At 67.1% G+C, this 17565-nt stretch carries 17 protein-coding genes; 3 read left to right on the plus strand and 14 right to left on the minus strand.

Features of this window, described 5'->3' with window-relative positions; genetic code table 11:
• Positions 1-3: 3 nt before the first annotated feature.
• From A5704_RS13225 to A5704_RS13255, 7 genes are read right to left on the minus strand one after another with little or no spacing between them, the layout of a single operon-like run.
• Positions 4-1122 (minus strand): thiolase family protein, encoded by a 1119-nt coding sequence (locus tag A5704_RS13225; protein WP_067889332.1) that lies wholly within the window; start codon positions 1120-1122, stop codon positions 4-6.
• A complete protein-coding gene (locus A5704_RS13230) occupies positions 1119-1361 on the minus strand; it encodes a hypothetical protein (protein WP_067889335.1) in 243 nt (80 codons plus the stop codon). The genes A5704_RS13225 and A5704_RS13230 overlap by 4 nt, the downstream gene beginning before the upstream one ends.
• Entirely contained in the window at positions 1351-3450 is a 2100-nt protein-coding gene (locus A5704_RS13235) for a CoA transferase (RefSeq protein ID WP_067889338.1), read from the minus strand. The genes A5704_RS13230 and A5704_RS13235 overlap by 11 nt, the downstream gene beginning before the upstream one ends.
• A complete protein-coding gene (locus A5704_RS13240) occupies positions 3447-4529 on the minus strand; it encodes an acyl-CoA dehydrogenase family protein (protein ID WP_067889341.1) in 1083 nt (360 codons plus the stop codon). Before A5704_RS13240 ends, A5704_RS13235 begins: the two co-directional genes overlap by 4 nt.
• A complete protein-coding gene (locus A5704_RS13245; protein ID WP_067889344.1) occupies positions 4519-5712 on the minus strand; it encodes an acyl-CoA dehydrogenase family protein in 1194 nt (397 codons plus the stop codon). Before A5704_RS13245 ends, A5704_RS13240 begins: the two co-directional genes overlap by 11 nt.
• A complete protein-coding gene (locus A5704_RS13250) occupies positions 5709-7019 on the minus strand; it encodes an amidohydrolase family protein (protein WP_082950438.1) in 1311 nt (436 codons plus the stop codon). The genes A5704_RS13245 and A5704_RS13250 overlap by 4 nt, the downstream gene beginning before the upstream one ends.
• Positions 7020-7061: 42 nt before the next feature.
• Entirely contained in the window at positions 7062-7493 is a 432-nt protein-coding gene (locus tag A5704_RS13255) for an SRPBCC family protein (RefSeq protein WP_067889347.1), read from the minus strand.
• Positions 7494-7569: 76 nt separating this feature from the next.
• Between A5704_RS13255 and A5704_RS13260 the strand changes: the two genes are divergently transcribed.
• The 3 genes from A5704_RS13260 (at position 7570) to A5704_RS13270 (ending at position 10915) form a co-directional block, all read left to right on the plus strand.
• A complete protein-coding gene (locus A5704_RS13260; RefSeq protein WP_067784295.1) occupies positions 7570-8466 on the plus strand; it encodes an enoyl-CoA hydratase/isomerase family protein in 897 nt (298 codons plus the stop codon).
• Positions 8467-8544: 78 nt separating this feature from the next.
• On the plus strand, positions 8545-9456 hold the full coding sequence (locus tag A5704_RS13265) for an SDR family NAD(P)-dependent oxidoreductase (RefSeq protein WP_231965165.1): 912 nt from the start codon (positions 8545-8547) through the stop codon (positions 9454-9456).
• A 19-nt stretch (positions 9457-9475) separates the two neighbouring features.
• Positions 9476-10915: an aromatic ring-hydroxylating dioxygenase subunit alpha gene (locus tag A5704_RS13270; RefSeq protein ID WP_067889350.1), complete on the plus strand. Its 1440-nt coding sequence runs from the start codon at positions 9476-9478 to the stop codon at positions 10913-10915.
• Between the two features lie 192 nt (positions 10916-11107).
• Here A5704_RS13270 and A5704_RS13275 read toward each other — a convergent pair whose 3' ends face one another.
• The 7 genes from A5704_RS13275 to A5704_RS13305 form a co-directional block, all read right to left on the minus strand.
• Positions 11108-12013, minus strand: a complete 906-nt coding sequence (locus A5704_RS13275; protein ID WP_082954856.1) for an NAD(P)-dependent oxidoreductase — start codon at positions 12011-12013, stop codon at positions 11108-11110.
• Positions 12006-12197 carry a ferredoxin gene (locus tag A5704_RS13280; RefSeq protein ID WP_067755181.1) on the minus strand — a complete coding sequence of 64 codons (192 nt, stop codon included), beginning with the start codon at positions 12195-12197 and terminating at the stop codon, positions 12006-12008. Before A5704_RS13280 ends, A5704_RS13275 begins: the two co-directional genes overlap by 8 nt.
• A complete protein-coding gene (locus A5704_RS13285; RefSeq protein WP_082954857.1) occupies positions 12194-13441 on the minus strand; it encodes a cytochrome P450 in 1248 nt (415 codons plus the stop codon). Before A5704_RS13285 ends, A5704_RS13280 begins: the two co-directional genes overlap by 4 nt.
• Complete coding sequence (locus A5704_RS13290) at positions 13413-14615, minus strand: acyl-CoA dehydrogenase family protein (RefSeq protein ID WP_067889353.1); 1203 nt, start codon at positions 14613-14615, stop codon at positions 13413-13415. The genes A5704_RS13285 and A5704_RS13290 overlap by 29 nt, the downstream gene beginning before the upstream one ends.
• Complete coding sequence (locus tag A5704_RS13295) at positions 14612-15637, minus strand: acyl-CoA dehydrogenase family protein (protein ID WP_067889357.1); 1026 nt, start codon at positions 15635-15637, stop codon at positions 14612-14614. Before A5704_RS13295 ends, A5704_RS13290 begins: the two co-directional genes overlap by 4 nt.
• 11 nt (positions 15638-15648) lie before the next feature.
• The gene (locus A5704_RS13300; protein ID WP_067782536.1) at positions 15649-16752 is read right to left on the minus strand and encodes an amidohydrolase family protein; all 1104 of its coding nucleotides are present in this window, start codon (positions 16750-16752) and stop codon (positions 15649-15651) included.
• A 1-nt stretch (position 16753) separates the two neighbouring features.
• On the minus strand, positions 16754-17565 hold an 812-nt coding region (locus A5704_RS13305), incomplete at its 5' end, for an amidohydrolase family protein (protein ID WP_156737670.1).

The raw sequence follows: 17565 nt of genomic DNA on the forward strand, positions 1-17565 counted from the left end.
GAATCACCGACCCAGTACGGCCACAACACAGGACCCACCGCCCCCCATCGCCTGCGCCAGCCCGACGCGGGGATCGGCGGCCTGCCGCGAATCCGACTCTCCACGAAGCTGACTCACCACCTCGGCGACCTGGGCCAGTCCCGTTGCACCGAACGCGTGCCCGCGGGCAAGGCAGCCGCCGTCGGTGTTGGTCGGCAGCCTGCCTTTGGATCCCAACCCGCCCGACTGGACGAGTTCGGCGACATCCTTGACGTCGACGAGGCCGAGTGCGATCAGCGCGGTGACCTCCTCGCTGGCGCACATGTCATGCAGGGAAACAATTCCGACGTCATTCGCCGCGACCTGCGCCGCGGCGTAAGCCCGCCCTGCCGTCAGGGTTATTTGCGACGGCGGACCGACGCACGGACCCGCCAGCGGCCAGCCCGGGTCGCGGGGCCAACTCGTCTGCTCGATGGCGTTGATCGCCACGGACCGCGGACGTTGTCCGGACGTCACGACGATCGCGGCGCCGCCGTCGACCGAGGCGTGACACATCATCTTGGTTAGCGGCTCGGCGATCATCCGCGACGACATCACCTGTTCAACGGTCACCTCGTGGTCGTTGCGCCGAGCCGCCAGCGGATTCAGGCGCGCCTGGTTATACGACTTGGCCGCGACGGCACCGATAACATCCGGCGCGCAGTTCGCCTCGTACAGAAAGCGATTCGCCTCGATCGCGTAGTGGATCTGCGGCGGGAACCGGTCCCAGAAATCGACCGCCGCCGGTACCACCCCGCCGGGCTCGAGCGCGGTCGTCTTCTCATAGCCGATCGCCAACGCCGCCTCGCAGCGGCCCGACGCCACCGCCCACACAGCATGCCGCAGGGCGACCATGCCCCCCGCCGAGGCGCTTTCGATCGCGGTTACCGGGATCCCGCTGCGTCCCAACGCATGCGCGACCTTCAGCCCGGTCTGCGGCGGCGCCATCGACGACGAGCAGAAGACCTCGCCGATGGCGTCATAGCCGAGACCCGCGTCCTCGAGCGCCTGCCGGGCGGCCGTCACCCCGAACTGGGCGAGCGCGGTGTCGCCGTGTTTGCCGAACGGGGTGAGCCCGACGCCCGCGACGTGGACGCCCGTCACGCCGGATCCGCCTCGAAGAGCAGCACTTCAGCCTCGCCAAGCTTCCGCTCGACGATTCGGCCAACGGCACCGGGCCCGGGCCGTGGCCCGGACACCAGGAGTTGCACCCGGCCGTCGCGAGTGTCGACCCATGCGACGGAGTAGCCCTCCTGGCCGAACTCGGGAATCGGCGACCTCGACGGCACGAACGTCGATGCCCACACCGTCGCAGTCTCATCACTGGGTGGATCAGCCGGCACTTGTCATCCTCTCCTGACGGGCATTCGCGTCGCCCAGGGCCGGCGGCGGCGCCAGCGGGATCGGGCCCTGCCCGGTGAATCGCCACGGGAGACCGACCAGGCGCGCGGTGGTGATATCCGGATCGGGGTGGGCGATCTCCGGGAAGAATCCCCGCGCGGCCAGGTGGGGGTCGTTCACCAGGTCGTCCGCGCGCTGCACGACCGCGGCGCGCAACCCCGCGGCCGTCAGGCGCGCTGCCGCCTCGCCGGCCGGCGCGCCGGCGATCAGCGCGGCGAGCTGATCGGGTTCCCCGGCCAATTCCGTCAGGCGCGCCCGGTCCGCGGGAGCCGAGAGTTCGACCGCCACCCAGCGGTCATCGGCGCTACGGTAGACGCCGCCCCGCGCGTCGGCCCCACCGTCGGACACCACCCCCTCGGGGGCCGAGGCCGCGGCGACGAATTCGGCCACCGTGGACGCCACCACCTCGGCCATGGACAGATCGATCACCGCCCCGAAGTCGCGGGCAGGCCCGAGCGCCCAAGCCGCTATCACGGTGGCCGCCACCACCGAAGACAGCGGGTCGGCGATTACCGTGCCGAGCCGCGCCGGCGACCCGTCGGATCCCGTGGTGAGTCCGGCCAGACCCCCGTAGGACTGAACGTTGTTGGCGTACACGCGGTATCCGGCCATGGGACCCGTCGACCCGAAACCCGAGACCCGCATCACCAACCGGCCCGAGTCGGCGATTTCGACGGGGTCGACGCCGAGCCGGGTCAGCCGTGCCGCGCCGACATTCTCGATCAGCACGTCGGCTTCCTCGAGGGCGGCGGCGACGTCCTGCGTCGGCCGGCCGGGATCGATCAGCGCGCTGCGCTTGGAGTGGTTGGCCACCGCAAAATACGCGCCGCGCTCGACGCCGGGCCGCCCTGCGGCGAACGGTCCGGTGCGGCGGTAGATGTCGAGTCGGTCGCGGTCTTCCAGTCGCAGCACCCGGGCACCCATCCCACCGAGCAACGCGCCGACGATCGGCCCGGCCAGGACGTGGGTCAGCTCGGCGACTCGCAGGTTGTTCAGCCGGCCCGTGCGCTGCCGTCCGAACCGCCCGCCCGGGCGCGTCGCCCATGGGGGGGCCAGTACGGACAGGGCAGTACCGCCCAGTCGAGTCACCGAAATGGCTCCGCGAGAAGCGAATTGGGGCGACGTCAGGATCTCCGCGGGTGTATTCACCGGCGTCGAAGGCACGCCGTTGGCCTGCAACAGGGCTGCGCAGTCTTCCTTGAGGAGCGTCGCCGCCCACGCCCCGACGTGGTGGTTGATCAAATCGGCGTGCTCTATCCGGGCGGCTCGTTCGCCCAGGCCCGTGGCCCATCCGGGATGACCCAAGGCCACCAACAGGCCGGTCCACTGGTGATTTTCGACGGCGGTGATGCGCACCAGCCCGTCGCGGCAGGCGAACAAGCCCGACGGGGCGAGATAACGCCCGCTGCCCGCCCTTCCCGGGCAGGAGTACAGCACGTGGGCGCACTCGGGAAGGGCCGCGGTGAATGCGACCGCCTCCTGCACCGATACATCCACGCTCACCGGCGCGCTCGTAGCGTTGCGCCGATCGAGGCCGTGCAGGGCCGCCAGCGCCGTCACCGCGCCCGCCGCCTTGAGCGCGACATAGCCAGGGGCGGGCACCGGCGTCCCGTCGGAGCCCTCGATCGTAGCGAGCATGCCACCGGTCGCCTGGGCGATCAGTTCACCACCCCGCTCGACGGAGCGCGGTCCGGTCAGGCCGAATGGGCTGACGCTCACCACCACGGCGTTTCTGGCCTGCGGCGGGTCGATCGCGGCGTCGTGGTCGACGATCACGATGTCGTGTGCGTCGATCAATGCCGATGTGTCGCTTGGTGATTGCAGAATTCGCTTGCCACGATCTAGAACCACGTCAACCAGTGGCACCGACGCGGCGCCAACCGCGATCATCGGCCCTACCCGGGACGGCGAGAAACCGCCGCCGAGCTTACTCACCTCGGCGCCGAGGTTCGCCAGCAGCGACGTGGCCGCCGCAGCGGCGATCCCGTCGCCGACCTGAAGGACTTTGACACCCGAGAGGAACGAGTTCACCCGTCACCTCCCGGCTGCTCCACCGGATAGCGCCCCGTGAGCCAGCGCGTCACGATGTCGCGGTGGTGCGCGCGCTGACCGAGACTTCCCGCGGCACTGGCCGCCCGGCGGAGATGAACGTGGGCATCGTGCTCCCACGTGTACGCGATGCCGCCGAACACCTGAGTGGCGCCCTCGGGCACGGTACGCAGCGCGTCGATACCCCAGTAGGCGGCGAGGGAGCCCAGCGCGGGGGCCTCGGGATGCCCGTGTTGGCAAGCGTCGGCGGCACGATTGACGAGCGCCCGCCCGATCTCGATCGCGCACCGCTGATCGACCAGGCGGTGCTTGATCGCCTGGAAGGCGCCGATCGGGCGGCCGAAGGCGACGCGCAGCTTCGCGTACTCTGTTGCGGCCTCGTTGGCGGCCGCCGCAATGCCAACCAACTCGGCCACCCGGCCGATCAGGGCGCGCAGCGCGGCTTCACCGTGGCGGCGGACCGCATCCGGCCCGGTCTTGAGGACCTGAATCGGCGTATCGCTCAGCGTGATTCGTGCGCCGGGGTTGTGATCCAGGGGCGTCACCGGCTCGCGCACCACGCCCGCCTCCGCCGGGTCGACAACCCCGAGCACGGCGGACTCTCCGTCGCCCGCGCAGACCAACAATTTGGTTGCGACCGCACCGAACGGCACGAGCGGCCACACTCCGGAGACGCCCGCCGCGGTGCGCTCTCCGCGCTCGGGCAACAGCAGGGGAATCCCGTCGGCGCAGCGGTTCTCGCACCATCCCGTGGCCGCCGCCATCGCAAGCGGGGCAGGGGCCGACGCCGCGCCGGCGGCCTCGGCCAGCACGCACAGATCACGGAGCCCGCCCCCTCCGCCCCCGGCGGCCTCGCTGACCAAGACGTCGGCCCACCCGGCCTCGACGATCGTCTGCCACAGCTTCGGGTCGAACACCGGGCCGGGGCCATCGAGCAGGCTCCGAAAAGAGCTGGCAGACCACACCTTTCGGAGGGCATCATCGGCCGACGCCCGCAACTGCTCGAGTTCGGCCGCGCTGCGTGCGAGTTCGTTCAGCGACGACGGGCCATCAGGGGTCACGCGGCAGTCCCAGCAGCTTCTCGGCGATCACGTTGCGCTGGACCTCAGACGTGCCCGCACCGAAGGTCGCCGCCCGCATCAGCAGGTAGCTCCGTGCGACGTTCCCGTTGTTCGCCGCCCCCGCCGAGCCGCGCTCCAGGGTGCCACCCGGCCCGGTGAGTTCCAGGCCGAAATTGGCCATCTCCTGATCGACTTCCGACGTCAGCAGCTTGGCCACCGACGCCTCGGGCCCGGGACTGACGCCGCGGACGCCGGCGGCCGTCGCCTGGGCCGAGATCTGACGCAGCGCCTCCACCCGCGCGGCGAAACCGACGATCCGATCGGCCACGTAGCCGTCGCCGCAGCCCTCGTGCCCCAGCGCTCCTTGCTCCTGCGCCATCTTGATCAGAATCGCCAGCCGCCGTTCGATCCGATGGGTGCGGCTCTGTCCGACGCGCTCGTAGCCCAGCGTGGATTTGGCCACCCGCCAACCGCCGTGCAGTGGGCCGAGCACGTTGTCGAGCGGCACCCGCACCGAATCGAAGAACACCTCGTTGAACTCGGCCTGCCCGGTGATCTGGCGGATCGGGCGCACCTCGATCCCGCTGGTGCGTAGGGGTACGAGGATGTAGCTGATTCCTTGGTGCTTGTCCGCCGTGGGATCCGTGCGTGCCAGGATGTAGATCCAGTCGGCGTATTGCGCCTTGGACGTCCAGACCTTCTGCCCGGTGATGACCAGCTCTTCGCCGTGGATCTCGGCCCTGGTCTTCAGGGCGGCGAGATCACTGCCCGCGTCGGGTTCGCTGAATCCCTGACACCACACCTCGTCGCCCGAAAGGATTTTCGGCAGATAGCGTTGGCGTTGCTCGTCGGTACCCCACTGGATGATCGTGGGGCCGAGCTGATTGACGGCGCTGCGGTTGATGGGCTCTGGGGCGTGCGCGGCGGCCATCTCGGCGTTGAAGATGAGCTGTTGCACCGGAGTGGCCGCGCGACCACCGAATTCGGACGGCCATGAGATCGCCGCCAAGTCCGCGTCGTGAAGACGCCTCTGCCACAGGCGCATTCGGCTCAATCGATCCATCTCGTCGCGGCCCTGGACGCGCACGTCCGAGGTCAATGCCGTTGCAAGAAACCCGCGCACCTCGTCGCGGAACTGCCGATCGGCCCCGGTGAGGACGACCCCGTAATCCGGTTCGGTCACGCCCCACCGCGAAGGATCGACGCCATCCGTACCTTCATGTCGCCGTACGTGATCGCGGTAGCGCCCGCCCTGGGCGCGCGGCCGGCGTCCACCTTGGGCGCCGACAGATCCAGGCCGGCAATTCTTTCCCGCAGCGCCGCGACGGTGCAGTGTTCCCTGCCCCGTCGCTCGACGCCGGTGTAGCCGAAGGCGCGGGCCGCATTACGCCAGGTGATCGCCTCGACCTCGTCGGGTGTGCAGCCCTCCAACTGGGCGGCGAGCTGCTCGGGCGCGTCCGGCCAGCTGCTGTCGGAGTGCGGGTAGTCCATCTCCCAGCAGATGGTGTCCACTCCGATGCGCTCCCGCATCTCGATGCCGACCCGGTCGCGGATGAAGCACGACATGAAGTTGCGGCGATACACGTCGCTGGGGCTCAGCCCGTCACCCAAATCGTCTCCCGTCCAGGCCCGCTGTCGCGAGTAGATGTCCTCGAATCGCTCCAGCAGGAACGGAATCCATCCGATGCCGCCCTCCGACAGCGAGAACTTGATGGACGGGAACTTCTTCACAATGGGTGAGAACAACAGGTCGGCAACGAAGCGCTGGGTGTCGATCGGCAGCATCGAGTTGTACGCCAGATAGGTGGTCAGGTCCGACGGCACCGGCAATCCGCCGCCCGTGCCGATGTGGATGTTCACGACAGTGTTCTCTGTGCAGATCGCCTCCCACAGCGGATCCCAGTGCGGATCCTGCCAGGGCGGCTGCCCGTAGCTCCCGATGTGCTGTGGAGCCGTCACCGCGCGACAGCCGCGCCCCGCCAGGCGCCGCACTTCGGCCGCGGCCAGGCTCGCGTCCCACAACGGCAGGATCCCCATCGGGATGAACCGGTCGGGATGCCGCCCGCACCAGTCCTCGATGTGCCAGTCGTTGTAGGCGCGCACCATCGCCTCGGACACGTCGCGGTCCCCGCGGTAGGTGAACAGCGCGCCCGAGATGGTCGGGAACGACGGGAAGCACAGCGACGCAAGGACCCCCGAGGCGTCCATGTCGTTCACCCGTGCGTCGACGTCGTAACACCCCGACCTCATGTCGCTGAATCGCGACGGCTCGAATCCCCATTCGTCGTTGGGCCGGCCCACAACGGCGTTGAGCCCGATGTTCGGCAGCTGCAGACCGTCGTACACCCAGAAACACATGCCGTCGGCGTCCTCGACGATGCGCGGTGCGTCGTCGGCGAAACGGCTTGGCACCCGGCCGTTGAACATGTCGGGTGGTTCCACGGTGTGGTCGTCGACGCTGATCAGTACCAGATCGAGAGGATCAATCACTCGAACAATCCTAAACTAATAGACACTTTCTGTCTAAGTGTTCTATCCGGACTCTCTCGCTTGGGCGAAGTCCTGCACCCAGCCCGCCATCAGGCCGTAAACGGCCTCCATGGCATCGCGCGCGGCGGCGTCGTCACCGATGGGCTCGTAGTCGATGTCCCAGACCACGATTGATTCTCCGCCGGCATCCGCGCTCTCGGTCACGGTGTTGACCGCCACGAAGCGGCTGACCGGCATCGGATTGTTGGTGATCTCGTACGACAGCGCACGCTCGTCCGGCTTGATCCAGATCAGGGTCTCGATGACCGGCTTCTCGGTGCTCGCTGCGATGAACCGCCGCATGCCGGGTCCTTCGCCCTCGACCCTGACATCGCTGGGTCCGGGGATCCAGTCGACGTTACCGAAGTCGGCGAGAACGGCCCACACCGCGTCCGGTGGCACGGCGAGCCGCTTGGTGACCGTGAATGTTGGCATTCGCCGACCGTATCACCCGATGTGACAATTGATCGACTAGTGTACTTATGTACTGCCAACGCGCGAAGGAGGGCTGATGGCCACCGACTCCGCCGCTGGAGGCGAATTCGAGGTCGATGAGGACTGGGTCCGCTATGAGGTTGTCGAACCGCACATCGCGCAGATCACCATCAACCGGCCCGAACGGCGCAACGCCATCCTGTCTCCGGGCATGCATCGACTCTTCAAGGAGCGGCTGGACCGCGCCGAGGACGATGACCAGGTCAAGGCCGTCGTGTTGCTGGCCGAAGGCAAGGACTTCTGTAGCGGCGACGACGTGCGCCGGCTCCCGGTGGAAGAAGCGGGACTGCGCAAGGGCGAGCGACTGCCGCAGACCGCGCGCCTGGGCAACGCCCGGCGGCTGCACCGGCACCTCACCAATTGGCTGGAGTTCCCGAAGACGGTGATCGCCGGCTGTCAGGGTGCCACGCTGGGCGCCGGGATGAATCTGGCCCTGGCCGCCGACATTCTGGTCGTCTCGGATGACATGTACGTTGCCCGCCCTCAGGCGCGCATTGGGTTCGCCGGGTTCTCCACGGCCATGCCGCTCGCGTTGCTCAAGATGGGACCCAACCGCGGCTACGAGGCGATGATCACCGGCCGCAAGGTGTCCGCGCACGAACTACGCGAGTGGGGGGTAGCCGCGTCGGTGGTGCCCGCCGAGCGGCTCCGCGACGAAGCGTTGCGCTATGCCCGCGCGATCGCTCACCACTCGGCCGACGGCCTGATGGTGGGAAAGCACGCTCTGATCGCGTTTTGGCACGCCGTCGGGATGGCGCAGTTCGGGGACTGGGTCCCGATGGGCCACACGGTGTTCAGCAACCTCGTGTGGCGCGACGACGAGTTCAACTTCATGAAGGAACGCAGTACCCGCGGCGGCCGGGAGGCGATGGCCGAGTTGGAACGCCGCTATGCCGAGTGGGGGTTCGAGTAGGCGATAGCTAAACAGCTATACAGATATTGTTTGTATGTTCTGTATGCTCGTCTTTGACGCGAGGCCACGAGGAGTTGGATGACGATGGGTGTGTTGGACGGACGGACCGCGTTGGTGACGGGGGCCGGGCGGGGAATCGGCGCCGCGGTGGCAGAGGGCTTGGCCGCCGAGGGCGCGACGGTCCTGGTCTCCGATGCGGGCGTCGGCGTCGACGGGACCGGACACGACTCCGGTCCGGCCGAAAGCGTCGCGGCGGCGATAACGAGCCGTGGCGGCAAGGCATTCGCCGACACCACCGACATCACCGACTTCGCCGCGTGCGCGGATCTCATCGGCCGGGCCGCCGAGACGCTCGGCGGCTTGGACGTCGTGGTGAACGCGGCGGGGATCCTTCGCGACGGCATGGTCTTCAAGATGAGCGAGCAGGACTGGGACGCGGTGGTGTCGGTGCACCTCAAAGGGACGTTCAACGTCACGCGCCACGCGGCGGCCTGGTGGCGGGAGAACCGCGGCGGGCAGTACCGGCTGATCACCTTCACATCCATGTCGGGCTTGCAGGGCGCGCCGAGCCAGCCGAACTACGCCGCGGCCAAGATGGGCATCGTCGGCCTGACCTTCTCGTGCGCCAACGCGCTGCGCAACTACGGGGTGCGCTGCAACGCCGTTGCGCCGATCGCGGGCACCCGGATGACGCAGGGCATCAAGGGCGGCGGCAGCATGGACTACTCGGACTCGAACGTTCGCCTTTCGCCGAAGAATTGCGTGCCGCCGGTCGTGTATCTGGCCAGCGAGCAGTCCGACTGGCTCAACCGGCGCGTGATCTTCGCCGGGAACGGGCGGATCAGCCTGATGTCCAATCCGGTCGTCGAACGCGAGATCGTGTCGGCGTCGGGGACGTGGGACATCCCGACCGCATTCGCCGAGATCGAGACGTCGTTCAAGGAAGCGGTGCTGTATCCCAACATCTTTGACAAGCCACCCTCCAGCTGAGCCGACGAAAAGTGCGACAATGACCGAGCTTGCCACCGAGCGGGTGCCACAAAAGTTCGCCTGCGGCGAGACTTTCGTGCCCAAGAGCCGGTACATCGACCCGGAATTCCTGAACCTCGAGCTGGAGCGATTGTTCACCCGCGTGTGGCAGCCCGCGTGTCGCGTAGAGGAAGTACCGGACGCCGGCTGCTTCTACGAGTACACGATCGGCCGGCAGTCCATCGCCGTGGTGCGCCAGAAGGACGGCAGCATCAAGGCATTCCACAACACCTGCGCCCACCGCGGCATGAAGGTCGTCCGCGGCAGCGGTTGCTCGGCCAACAAAGAGCTGCGCTGCGAATTCCATGGCTGGCGTTATGAATTGGATGGCCGGTCCTCCTTCGTCCCATGTCGCGACGAATTCGCACCGCGTCCCCGCCAGCAGTGGGGCCTGCGTCCCATCGCGGTTGGGACGTGGGGTGGCTGGGTGTTCGTGAGCATGGCCGAGGACCCGCCGGATCTGCTCGAGTGGCTGGACCCGCTGCCGACCGCGCTGGCTCCATTTCGGTTGCAGGACATGCGCTACCGCTGGCGCAAGCGCACGTTCCTGCCGGCGAACTACAAGACCGTCGTCGACGCTTTCATCGAGGGCTATCACACGCCCGGGACCCATCCGCAGACGATGCGATCGGCGCAGGGCCCGCGGCCGTCTGCGGAGCCCGCAGCGCCGCAAGAATACGTCTACGCTCCCTACACCCCGACCATCACCTATAAGAACCACTCGCGGTTCGTCTACACACAGCGTCCCGAGCATGCCGGCCGCGACAAGGGCCGCCAGGAGCAGGCGGCGCGACCCGAGGTGTTCGCGAATTCGATGAAATACCAATACCTCGAGGTCGGGTCGCTGGTCACCGAGCGAGACTACCGGGCCGCGCAAAAGCTGGCCGCGATGGAGCCCGGCGACGTCCCACCGTTTGTTCTGTACCACCAGATGTGCGAGGAGCTCGCCCGCGCCGAAGGCGTTGACTTCCCGCGGATGTCGATGGAGCAATACTTCGCGGGGAACGGCGACTGGCATGTGTTTCCGACCATGGTGATCCTGGTCGAGAAGTCCTGCCTGCTGGGATACCGCATGTTGCCCGACGCCGAAGACCCGAATCGGTGCACGTTCGAGATGTTCTCGCTGGAGCATTTCGCGCCCGGCGAGGTGCCCGAGACGCAGTGGCAGGTCTTCGAGCGGTGGCAGGACCACGACGGCTGGGGCGAGCTGCCCTCACAGGACCTGAGGAACATCGGCGCCATCCACGCGGGCATGCACTCGGCCGGGTTCGAGGGACTCTGGCTCAACACCGCCCAGGAGATGTCCATTCGCAACGAGCATGCGATCGCCGACAGGTTTCTTTTCGGTGCGGACCGCGACGGTGTGGATCGTCGCGCTCAGGAGGGCGGTTCCTCCGCGTCGACATCGGAGAAGCGATAGGGGTTCTCGCCATCGGCGGCGGCTCCCAGCCGCATTCATGCGACGACAGCAACACCGCCGACCGTGCAGCCGCCGGTTTCGATCGCCGGGATGGCCTGACGTACAAGCTGGTTGGCGACCCACGTGGAGTTCCCGGTGGGCGCAACACCAACTTGCCGAATCGGGCTGCGCCAGAAACACGTTGGTGACCGGTCAGAGACCTGTTTCAGTCGGCTCACGCGGATATCCGAAAAGTTGCAGCGCTTCGTCGGCGACTGCGATCAGCGAGCCGGTGGGGGCATCGCGTTCGCCGGTCAGCCGGTCGAAGATTCCGATGTCTTTACGGAGCAGGGGTCCCACCATTGGAGCCAACACCCCGAAGCCACCGACAGCGACGGCGGTGTTCAGCGAAAAGCTGTTGCCGCTGCTAACCGACAAAGCGCGGCCCAGAGCGTGCTCGTCCAGGCCCAACCGAGTGCCGGCAACCATCGCGTCGCGCGCCAGGGCGTAGTGGGCGGCGTGCAGAGTGTTGTTGACGAGTTTGGCGATCAACCCGCTGCCGAGCGGCCCGAGGTGAATCACGTTGCCGCCGAAAGTTTCGAGCTCCGCGCGGCATTTTTCGTAGTTCTCGTCCTCGCCGCCGACGAGGACGGTGAGCTTGCCCTCGGCAGCCGCGAAGCCGCCGCCGCTGACCGGAGCGTCGATCACCCCGACGCCCCGTTCCGCCGCGATCCGCGCAATGTGGTGACAGACCTCCAGGCTGATTGTCGAATGGATGGCCAGCACGGACCCGGGCGACATGCCGGCGAGCACCCCGGATTCGCCCAGGACGACGTCTTGGACCCCTGCATCGTCGACCACACAGATCCCGACCACGTCGCTGTTGGCCCCCAGCTCGGCCCGGGTTTCCGCGAACGACGCCGCAGAACCGCGATAGGGCTCAAGCGATTCCGCCCGGCGTGCCCACAACGTCGTGGGCACCCCGCAGGCTATGAGCCGATCCGCCATTCCCTTGCCCTGGTCCCCGAGACCGATGAATCCGGCTCGGATCTGCGGACGAGCCGACGACGTCGGCGTCGCGGAGTCGGGGCGCGCGGTCGAGCCGGCTTGGTCAGTCATGAAGGGCGATGGCCTCCTCGGGACAGGACCGCACGGCGTCCGTGGCGGAGGGTTCCTCTCCTACTGGCACCTCGGCCGCCAGCAGCACGCTGTGCCCCTCCTCGTCGGCGTCGAACAACGCGGGCGAGAGGCTGTAGCAGCGGCCATGCCCCTGGCAGGCTCCGCTGTCGAGCTCCAGCCTCATCCACGCACCTCCCAACTCAGTGGCAGCGGCCGCGCCAGCCGCACCGGAAGAGCTTCGTATCGCAACGATGAGCCCGGCGTGATCTCGTAATCGGGAATGCGCTTGTGAAATTGGTCGAGTGCCGCCCGCAGCTCCATCCGGGCGAGATGGCTTCCCAGACAACGGTGAAAACCGCTTGCGAACGAGTAGTGCGGATTGGGCCGACGGGTCAGGTCCACTTTGAGAGGATCTTTGAACTTCTCCGGATCCAGGTTGGCAGCGGCCCACAGCACCGTCACCTGCGTTCCTGCGGCCACGGTCGTCTCGCCGACCTGCATGTCCACGGTCGGAGTGCGCGATGCCACCGGCACCGGGGTCTCCCAACGCATCAACTCTTCGATGGCGTCGGGCCACATTTCCGGGTTCGCCACTACCTGACGGCGCTCGTCGGGATGGCGCGCGAGCCAGGACAGGATGCAGGATAGCGACGCCGCTACGGTATCCAGGCCGGCGATCATCAGCAGGAAGCAGATGTCGAGAATGTTCTCGCGGGTCAGTGAGTGGCCGTCGACTTCGGCTGTCATGAAGCGGCCGAGGATGTCGTCCCCGGGTTCGCCGCTCGCTTCGCGTTCGTCGAGGACTTGGTTGAAGTACGCGTAGCACCGTTTGCCCGCCGCCTTGTACCTGGCCTCACGTTGCGCGACGGTTTCCCCCTCGACGTCGCGCAGCAAATCGTCTTTGTTCTGCAGGAAGTAGTTCAGCTCGGAGAGCGGAATTCCCATGAGGCGCAGGAAAATCGTGGACGGGAGGATCGCGCAGAATTCAGCGTAGATGTCAGCGTGGCCGCGTTCGATGAACTTGTCGATCAGCTCGTCGGCGAGCGTTCTTACGTCGGTCTCCAGGTGAGCGATCGCCTTCGCCGAAAAGATCGGGTCAAGCAGTTTGCGGTATTTGGTGTGCTCGGGCCGGTCGATGTCCAGCGGAATCAGCGGGCGATCGGCGCTCTGCGTATTGCCCACTGCCCCCGATCCGCGCACATCGTGGCTGCGGGTCAGAGCGTCGACGCTCTTGGCGGCGCCGACAATGTGATTGCTGTCGATCACGATTATCGGCGCCGATCCGATGCCTGCGTACACTTCCTGTGGTTCGGGGACAGTCAGCATCGCTGCGAAGTCACCCCCGAAGGCCTCGGCGGCTATGCCCTCCGTTACGGCGTCGTCGGACTGTTCGTCGTGGCTAGCCGACAGCGCTGTCGTTTCGCTCATTTTTGTTCCTTCGCGGTGTACTACGGGGAAGTCCCAGGAATCGCTCGGCAATCACGTTTCGCGCCACGTCGGTGGATCCGCCATAGATGCCGGTCCCCGGCGCGAATCGGAATCCCGCTTCGAATGCACCGTCGCCGGCACTCCCCTCCGCCCCGCGCGCCAGAAGGGCTGTCGGGCCGATGAGATCGATCAGCTCCGACGCCGTCTGCACCAGCAGGTCGGAGGACAGGATGCGAGCCGGCGGTCCCGACGCCGAACGCGTCATCTCGACCTTGACGAGCGCTTCGCCGATGCGCTCGGCCACCACGGTGTCGTCGAGCAAGGATGTGCCTGCGGGACCCGGTTGCGTTGCGGCCCAACGAACGAACTCCGCGAGGAGTTTCTCGCACTCGGCCAGGTAGGGCCCCCCGATGGTCGGGTCACTGCCGTCGGCGGAGATGCCGTGTTCCTGGCTCAGCGGCGCGGCGACCACGGTCCAACCCGCGTTGACGTCGCCCAGGCGCCAGCGGTCGTTGACGCGAACATCCTGCAGGTAAACGAAATTGGTACGTTCGCCGCCAAGTGTGCCGATCGGCCGGATCTCCACCCCCGCAGTGTCCAGGGGCAGAAGGAAAACGGTGAGGCCCTTGTGCATGGGCGCCGACGGGTCGGTGCGCGTGAGGAGAAAGCAGTATTGGCTGAACTGGGCACCGGTGGTGAACATCTTCTGTCCGTTGATAACCCATTCGTCGCCATCCCGCTCCGCGCGGGTGCGCACCGCGGCCAAATCCGATCCGCAGTCCGGTTCGGTGTAACCCAGGCAGATGCGAACGGTGCCGTCAGCGACCCGCGGCAGCACCTCGGCCTGGATGTCCGGCGAGCCGAAGATTCGGATGGCGATCGGTGGTAGCAACGTCGTGGAGGCCAGGATGTAGGGCGCGCCGCTGCGCGCCCATTCGGTGGCGACGATGCGCGCCCGCAACGCGTCCAGGCCCGCCCCACCCTCGGACGTCGGCCATTGCGTCGCGACCCATCCCCGCGCCCCCATCGCCAGGTGCAGGCCCTCGTTGAATCCGCCGCCGTGCAGCCGTTCGTCTTCCAGCACCGCCGGGGTGACGTGTTCGCCGAAGAAGGCGCGTGCCCCCTGCCAGAACGTGAGGGTGTCGTCGTCGAGTTCGATGGTCTCGAAATTCACGCGAGCGCATCCTTCAACACATGCGGCGCCCACCGGGCGACGCGTCGCAGAAGGGTGCGACGGTCGCCGACGGCCAGCGCCCAGCCTTTGGCCCGGCGGTAGTAGAGCTGAACGTCGGATTCAAGGGTGAACCCGAAGCCGCCCTGGGTGTGGATGGCGGTGGCCCCGGCTTGCTCGGCGGCGTCACCGGCGGCCAGCACTGCGCACAAGGCCAGCGCACCAACGGATTCGGGTTCATGGTCGCAGAACCAGGCAGCGCGCCACATCAGCCGCCGGGCCGCGCCCACGCTGTTGGCGGCGTCGACCAATGGATGAGCGATGGCTTGAAACGCTCCGATCTGGGTGCCAAAAGCCGTGCGCTCTTTGGCGTATTGCACACCGAGGTCCAGGGCGGCCTGACCCAGCCCGACCAGCGCGGCCGCCGTCAAGACGTGCCATTCCCGTTCAGCTAGGTCCCACTCGTCGGCCGAACCCACCCGTGCGCCACCGGTAACCTCGCGCCAGCCCAGCGGAGCGCACGCCAGATTGGGCTGGGTCGGCGCCGGCGGGCTGGTGACCAGCGTCAGGTTGGCGCCCTGCGGCGCGAGCACGGCCTCTGCGATCGCTCCGGCGGGTGCTAGCCGACGGTCGGCGGTGCCCGGGGCGAGGGTGACAACCGCGCCACGATCGCGCATGGCGGCCAGCAGCCGCGATGACGGGTCGATGCGGGCGAGCGCGCGAGCCGCCGCCAACACCTCGGCCAGGGGTACCGGCGCCGCGCGGCGGCCGGCCTCTTCGAGCACGAACGCCAGCTCGACCAAGCCGGCCCCGTCGCCACCGACCGCTTGGGGCAGCGCCATCTCAACGAGGGCACGTTCCTGGAGCTCGTCCCACAGCGCCGCGTCGAACCCGTCCGGTTCGGCCGAGCGAACCCGTGATGTCGGGATGGTCTTTTCGAAATAGGCCCGGAAGGAATCCCGCAGTGCGGCCTGCTCCTCGCTGAGCGAGTAGTCCTGTTGGCGAAGCGAGAACTCTGCGTTCATCGGACGGCCACTCAGGGGGCGTCCTTCAGGACGCTTTCGTCAAAACCAAATAGCCTGCGTGCATTTCCGCCGATGATGGCCCGCGCACTGTCGATGTCGACGCCGGCGAAGAGCCTGTCGAGGATCTTCTCCGACTCTGGGTATGTGCTCTCGGGGTGGGGATAGTCGTTGCCCCACAACAGGCATTCGGCGCCGGTATCCGCGAGGTTCGTAATCGCGACGGGATCGTCCTGGAAGGTCGAGTGGATCTGATGCCGGATGTAGTGACTGGGCAGTTCGGCAAGTTTCGGTTTGGTCCAGCCGATCTCGTCGTGCGCCTGGTAATAGTAGTCCAGCGTCTGCATCGCCCACGAGATCCAGCCGCCGTTGCACTCGACGAAGACAGCGTGCAGGTCTGGATGCCGCTCCAGGATCCCGCTGCAGCTCAACAAGGCGGCTGCGCGCGGCGCCATCGATTGCGTGGCAAGAAGATTCGCCGTGCCGCTCCCCCACCCTCGATAGAAGATCATGTCGTGGCCGCTGCCCTGATGCATGACGGCCGGCCGGCCCGTCGACGCGATGACGCCCCACAGCGGTTCCCACTCTTTGGAGTTCCACTCCGGCTTGCCGACCAGCGGCAACAGCAGTCCACCCACCGACGGATCGGCAGCCACCCGCTCGACCTCGGCGATGGCCATGTCGGCATTCCAGGTGGGGATCATCATCGCAAGTTTGATCCGGTCGTGTCCCCCGATCTGCTCGCGAATCCAATCGTTGTAGACCTCGCATACCGACTGCCCAGCAAGGGGATTGGCGATGCCCCACGCGTATAGCCCGATGGTGGGAAAGACGATTTCGGCGTTGATGCGGTCGGTCCGCATCATGTCGAGCCGCACGTCGGGCGAGGCCGCCGCCACGCGCTCGGCCTCCTTGGCTGCTGCCTCTTCTGCCGACAGTTCGTTCCAACCGATGGGGCTGCCGTTGACGACCAGGCTCCACCCGCCGGCGTCATTGGCCAGGATGCGGCGCGGGGCGTGATCGCGCAGGTCCACGCTGAGGCGTTCATACCAGAGGTCATGCGGCTCGTCGACGTGCGCATCGGCCGAGATCTTGGGCAGATCGACGGTACTCGTCATATCAGACCTGCACCGTCTCCCGGCCGGCCGCCTCCGCACGGGCCCGGTATTCGGCCTTGCTCACCGTCGACAGGTCGACGTCGGTGGCCCTGGCGCGTAGCGCACCCACCGTCGCGTCTTTCTTCGCGGTGTGTTTGAACGGGTCGAAATCAAAGAAACGACAGCTGTTTTCGTGAGTGATCTTATTGATTTCCTCGTCGGTCGCACCGGCAGCCGTGAACTCGCCGAACAACTGCTCCGGGCCGTTGGGCCAGGTCGAGTCGGTGTGCGGATAGTCGCACTCCCACGCCAGATTGTCGATGCCGATCTCGTTGCGCAGCTTGACGCCGGCCGGGTCGGTGATGAAGCAAGCCAGGACCTGGTCCCGAAATATCCTGCTGGGCATGCGATCCGACCAGTCCTGACCGATCCAGAGTTGATTCTTGGCATGTCGGTCGGCCCTCTCGAGGTAATAGGGGATCCAACCGATGCCGCCCTCGGAAAGGGCGATACGCAGGTCCGGGAATCTGCGCAGGGTACGGCCGAACATGAGGTCCTGCAAGGCCATCAGCGTGAGCTGGGTGGGCAGGATGATGTGATGGTCGATCGGAGCGTCAGGCGCCAGCGTGATCAGGCCGCCACTGGCCCCGATGTGCATGCACAGCACGCTGCCCGTCTCCGACATCGCGGTCAGCATCGGGTCCCAGTGCTCGCTGTGAAAGCTGGGGAAGCCGAAAGCGTGCGGCGCCTCGAGGAAGCTGATGGCCTTGCAGCCTTTGCCGGCCAGACGCCGCACCTCGGCCGCGCACAATTCCGGATCCCACATCGGCACAA

It is taken from the genome of Mycobacterium sp. E735, from assembly GCF_001666955.1.
Lineage (GTDB): Bacteria > Actinomycetota > Actinomycetes > Mycobacteriales > Mycobacteriaceae > Mycobacterium.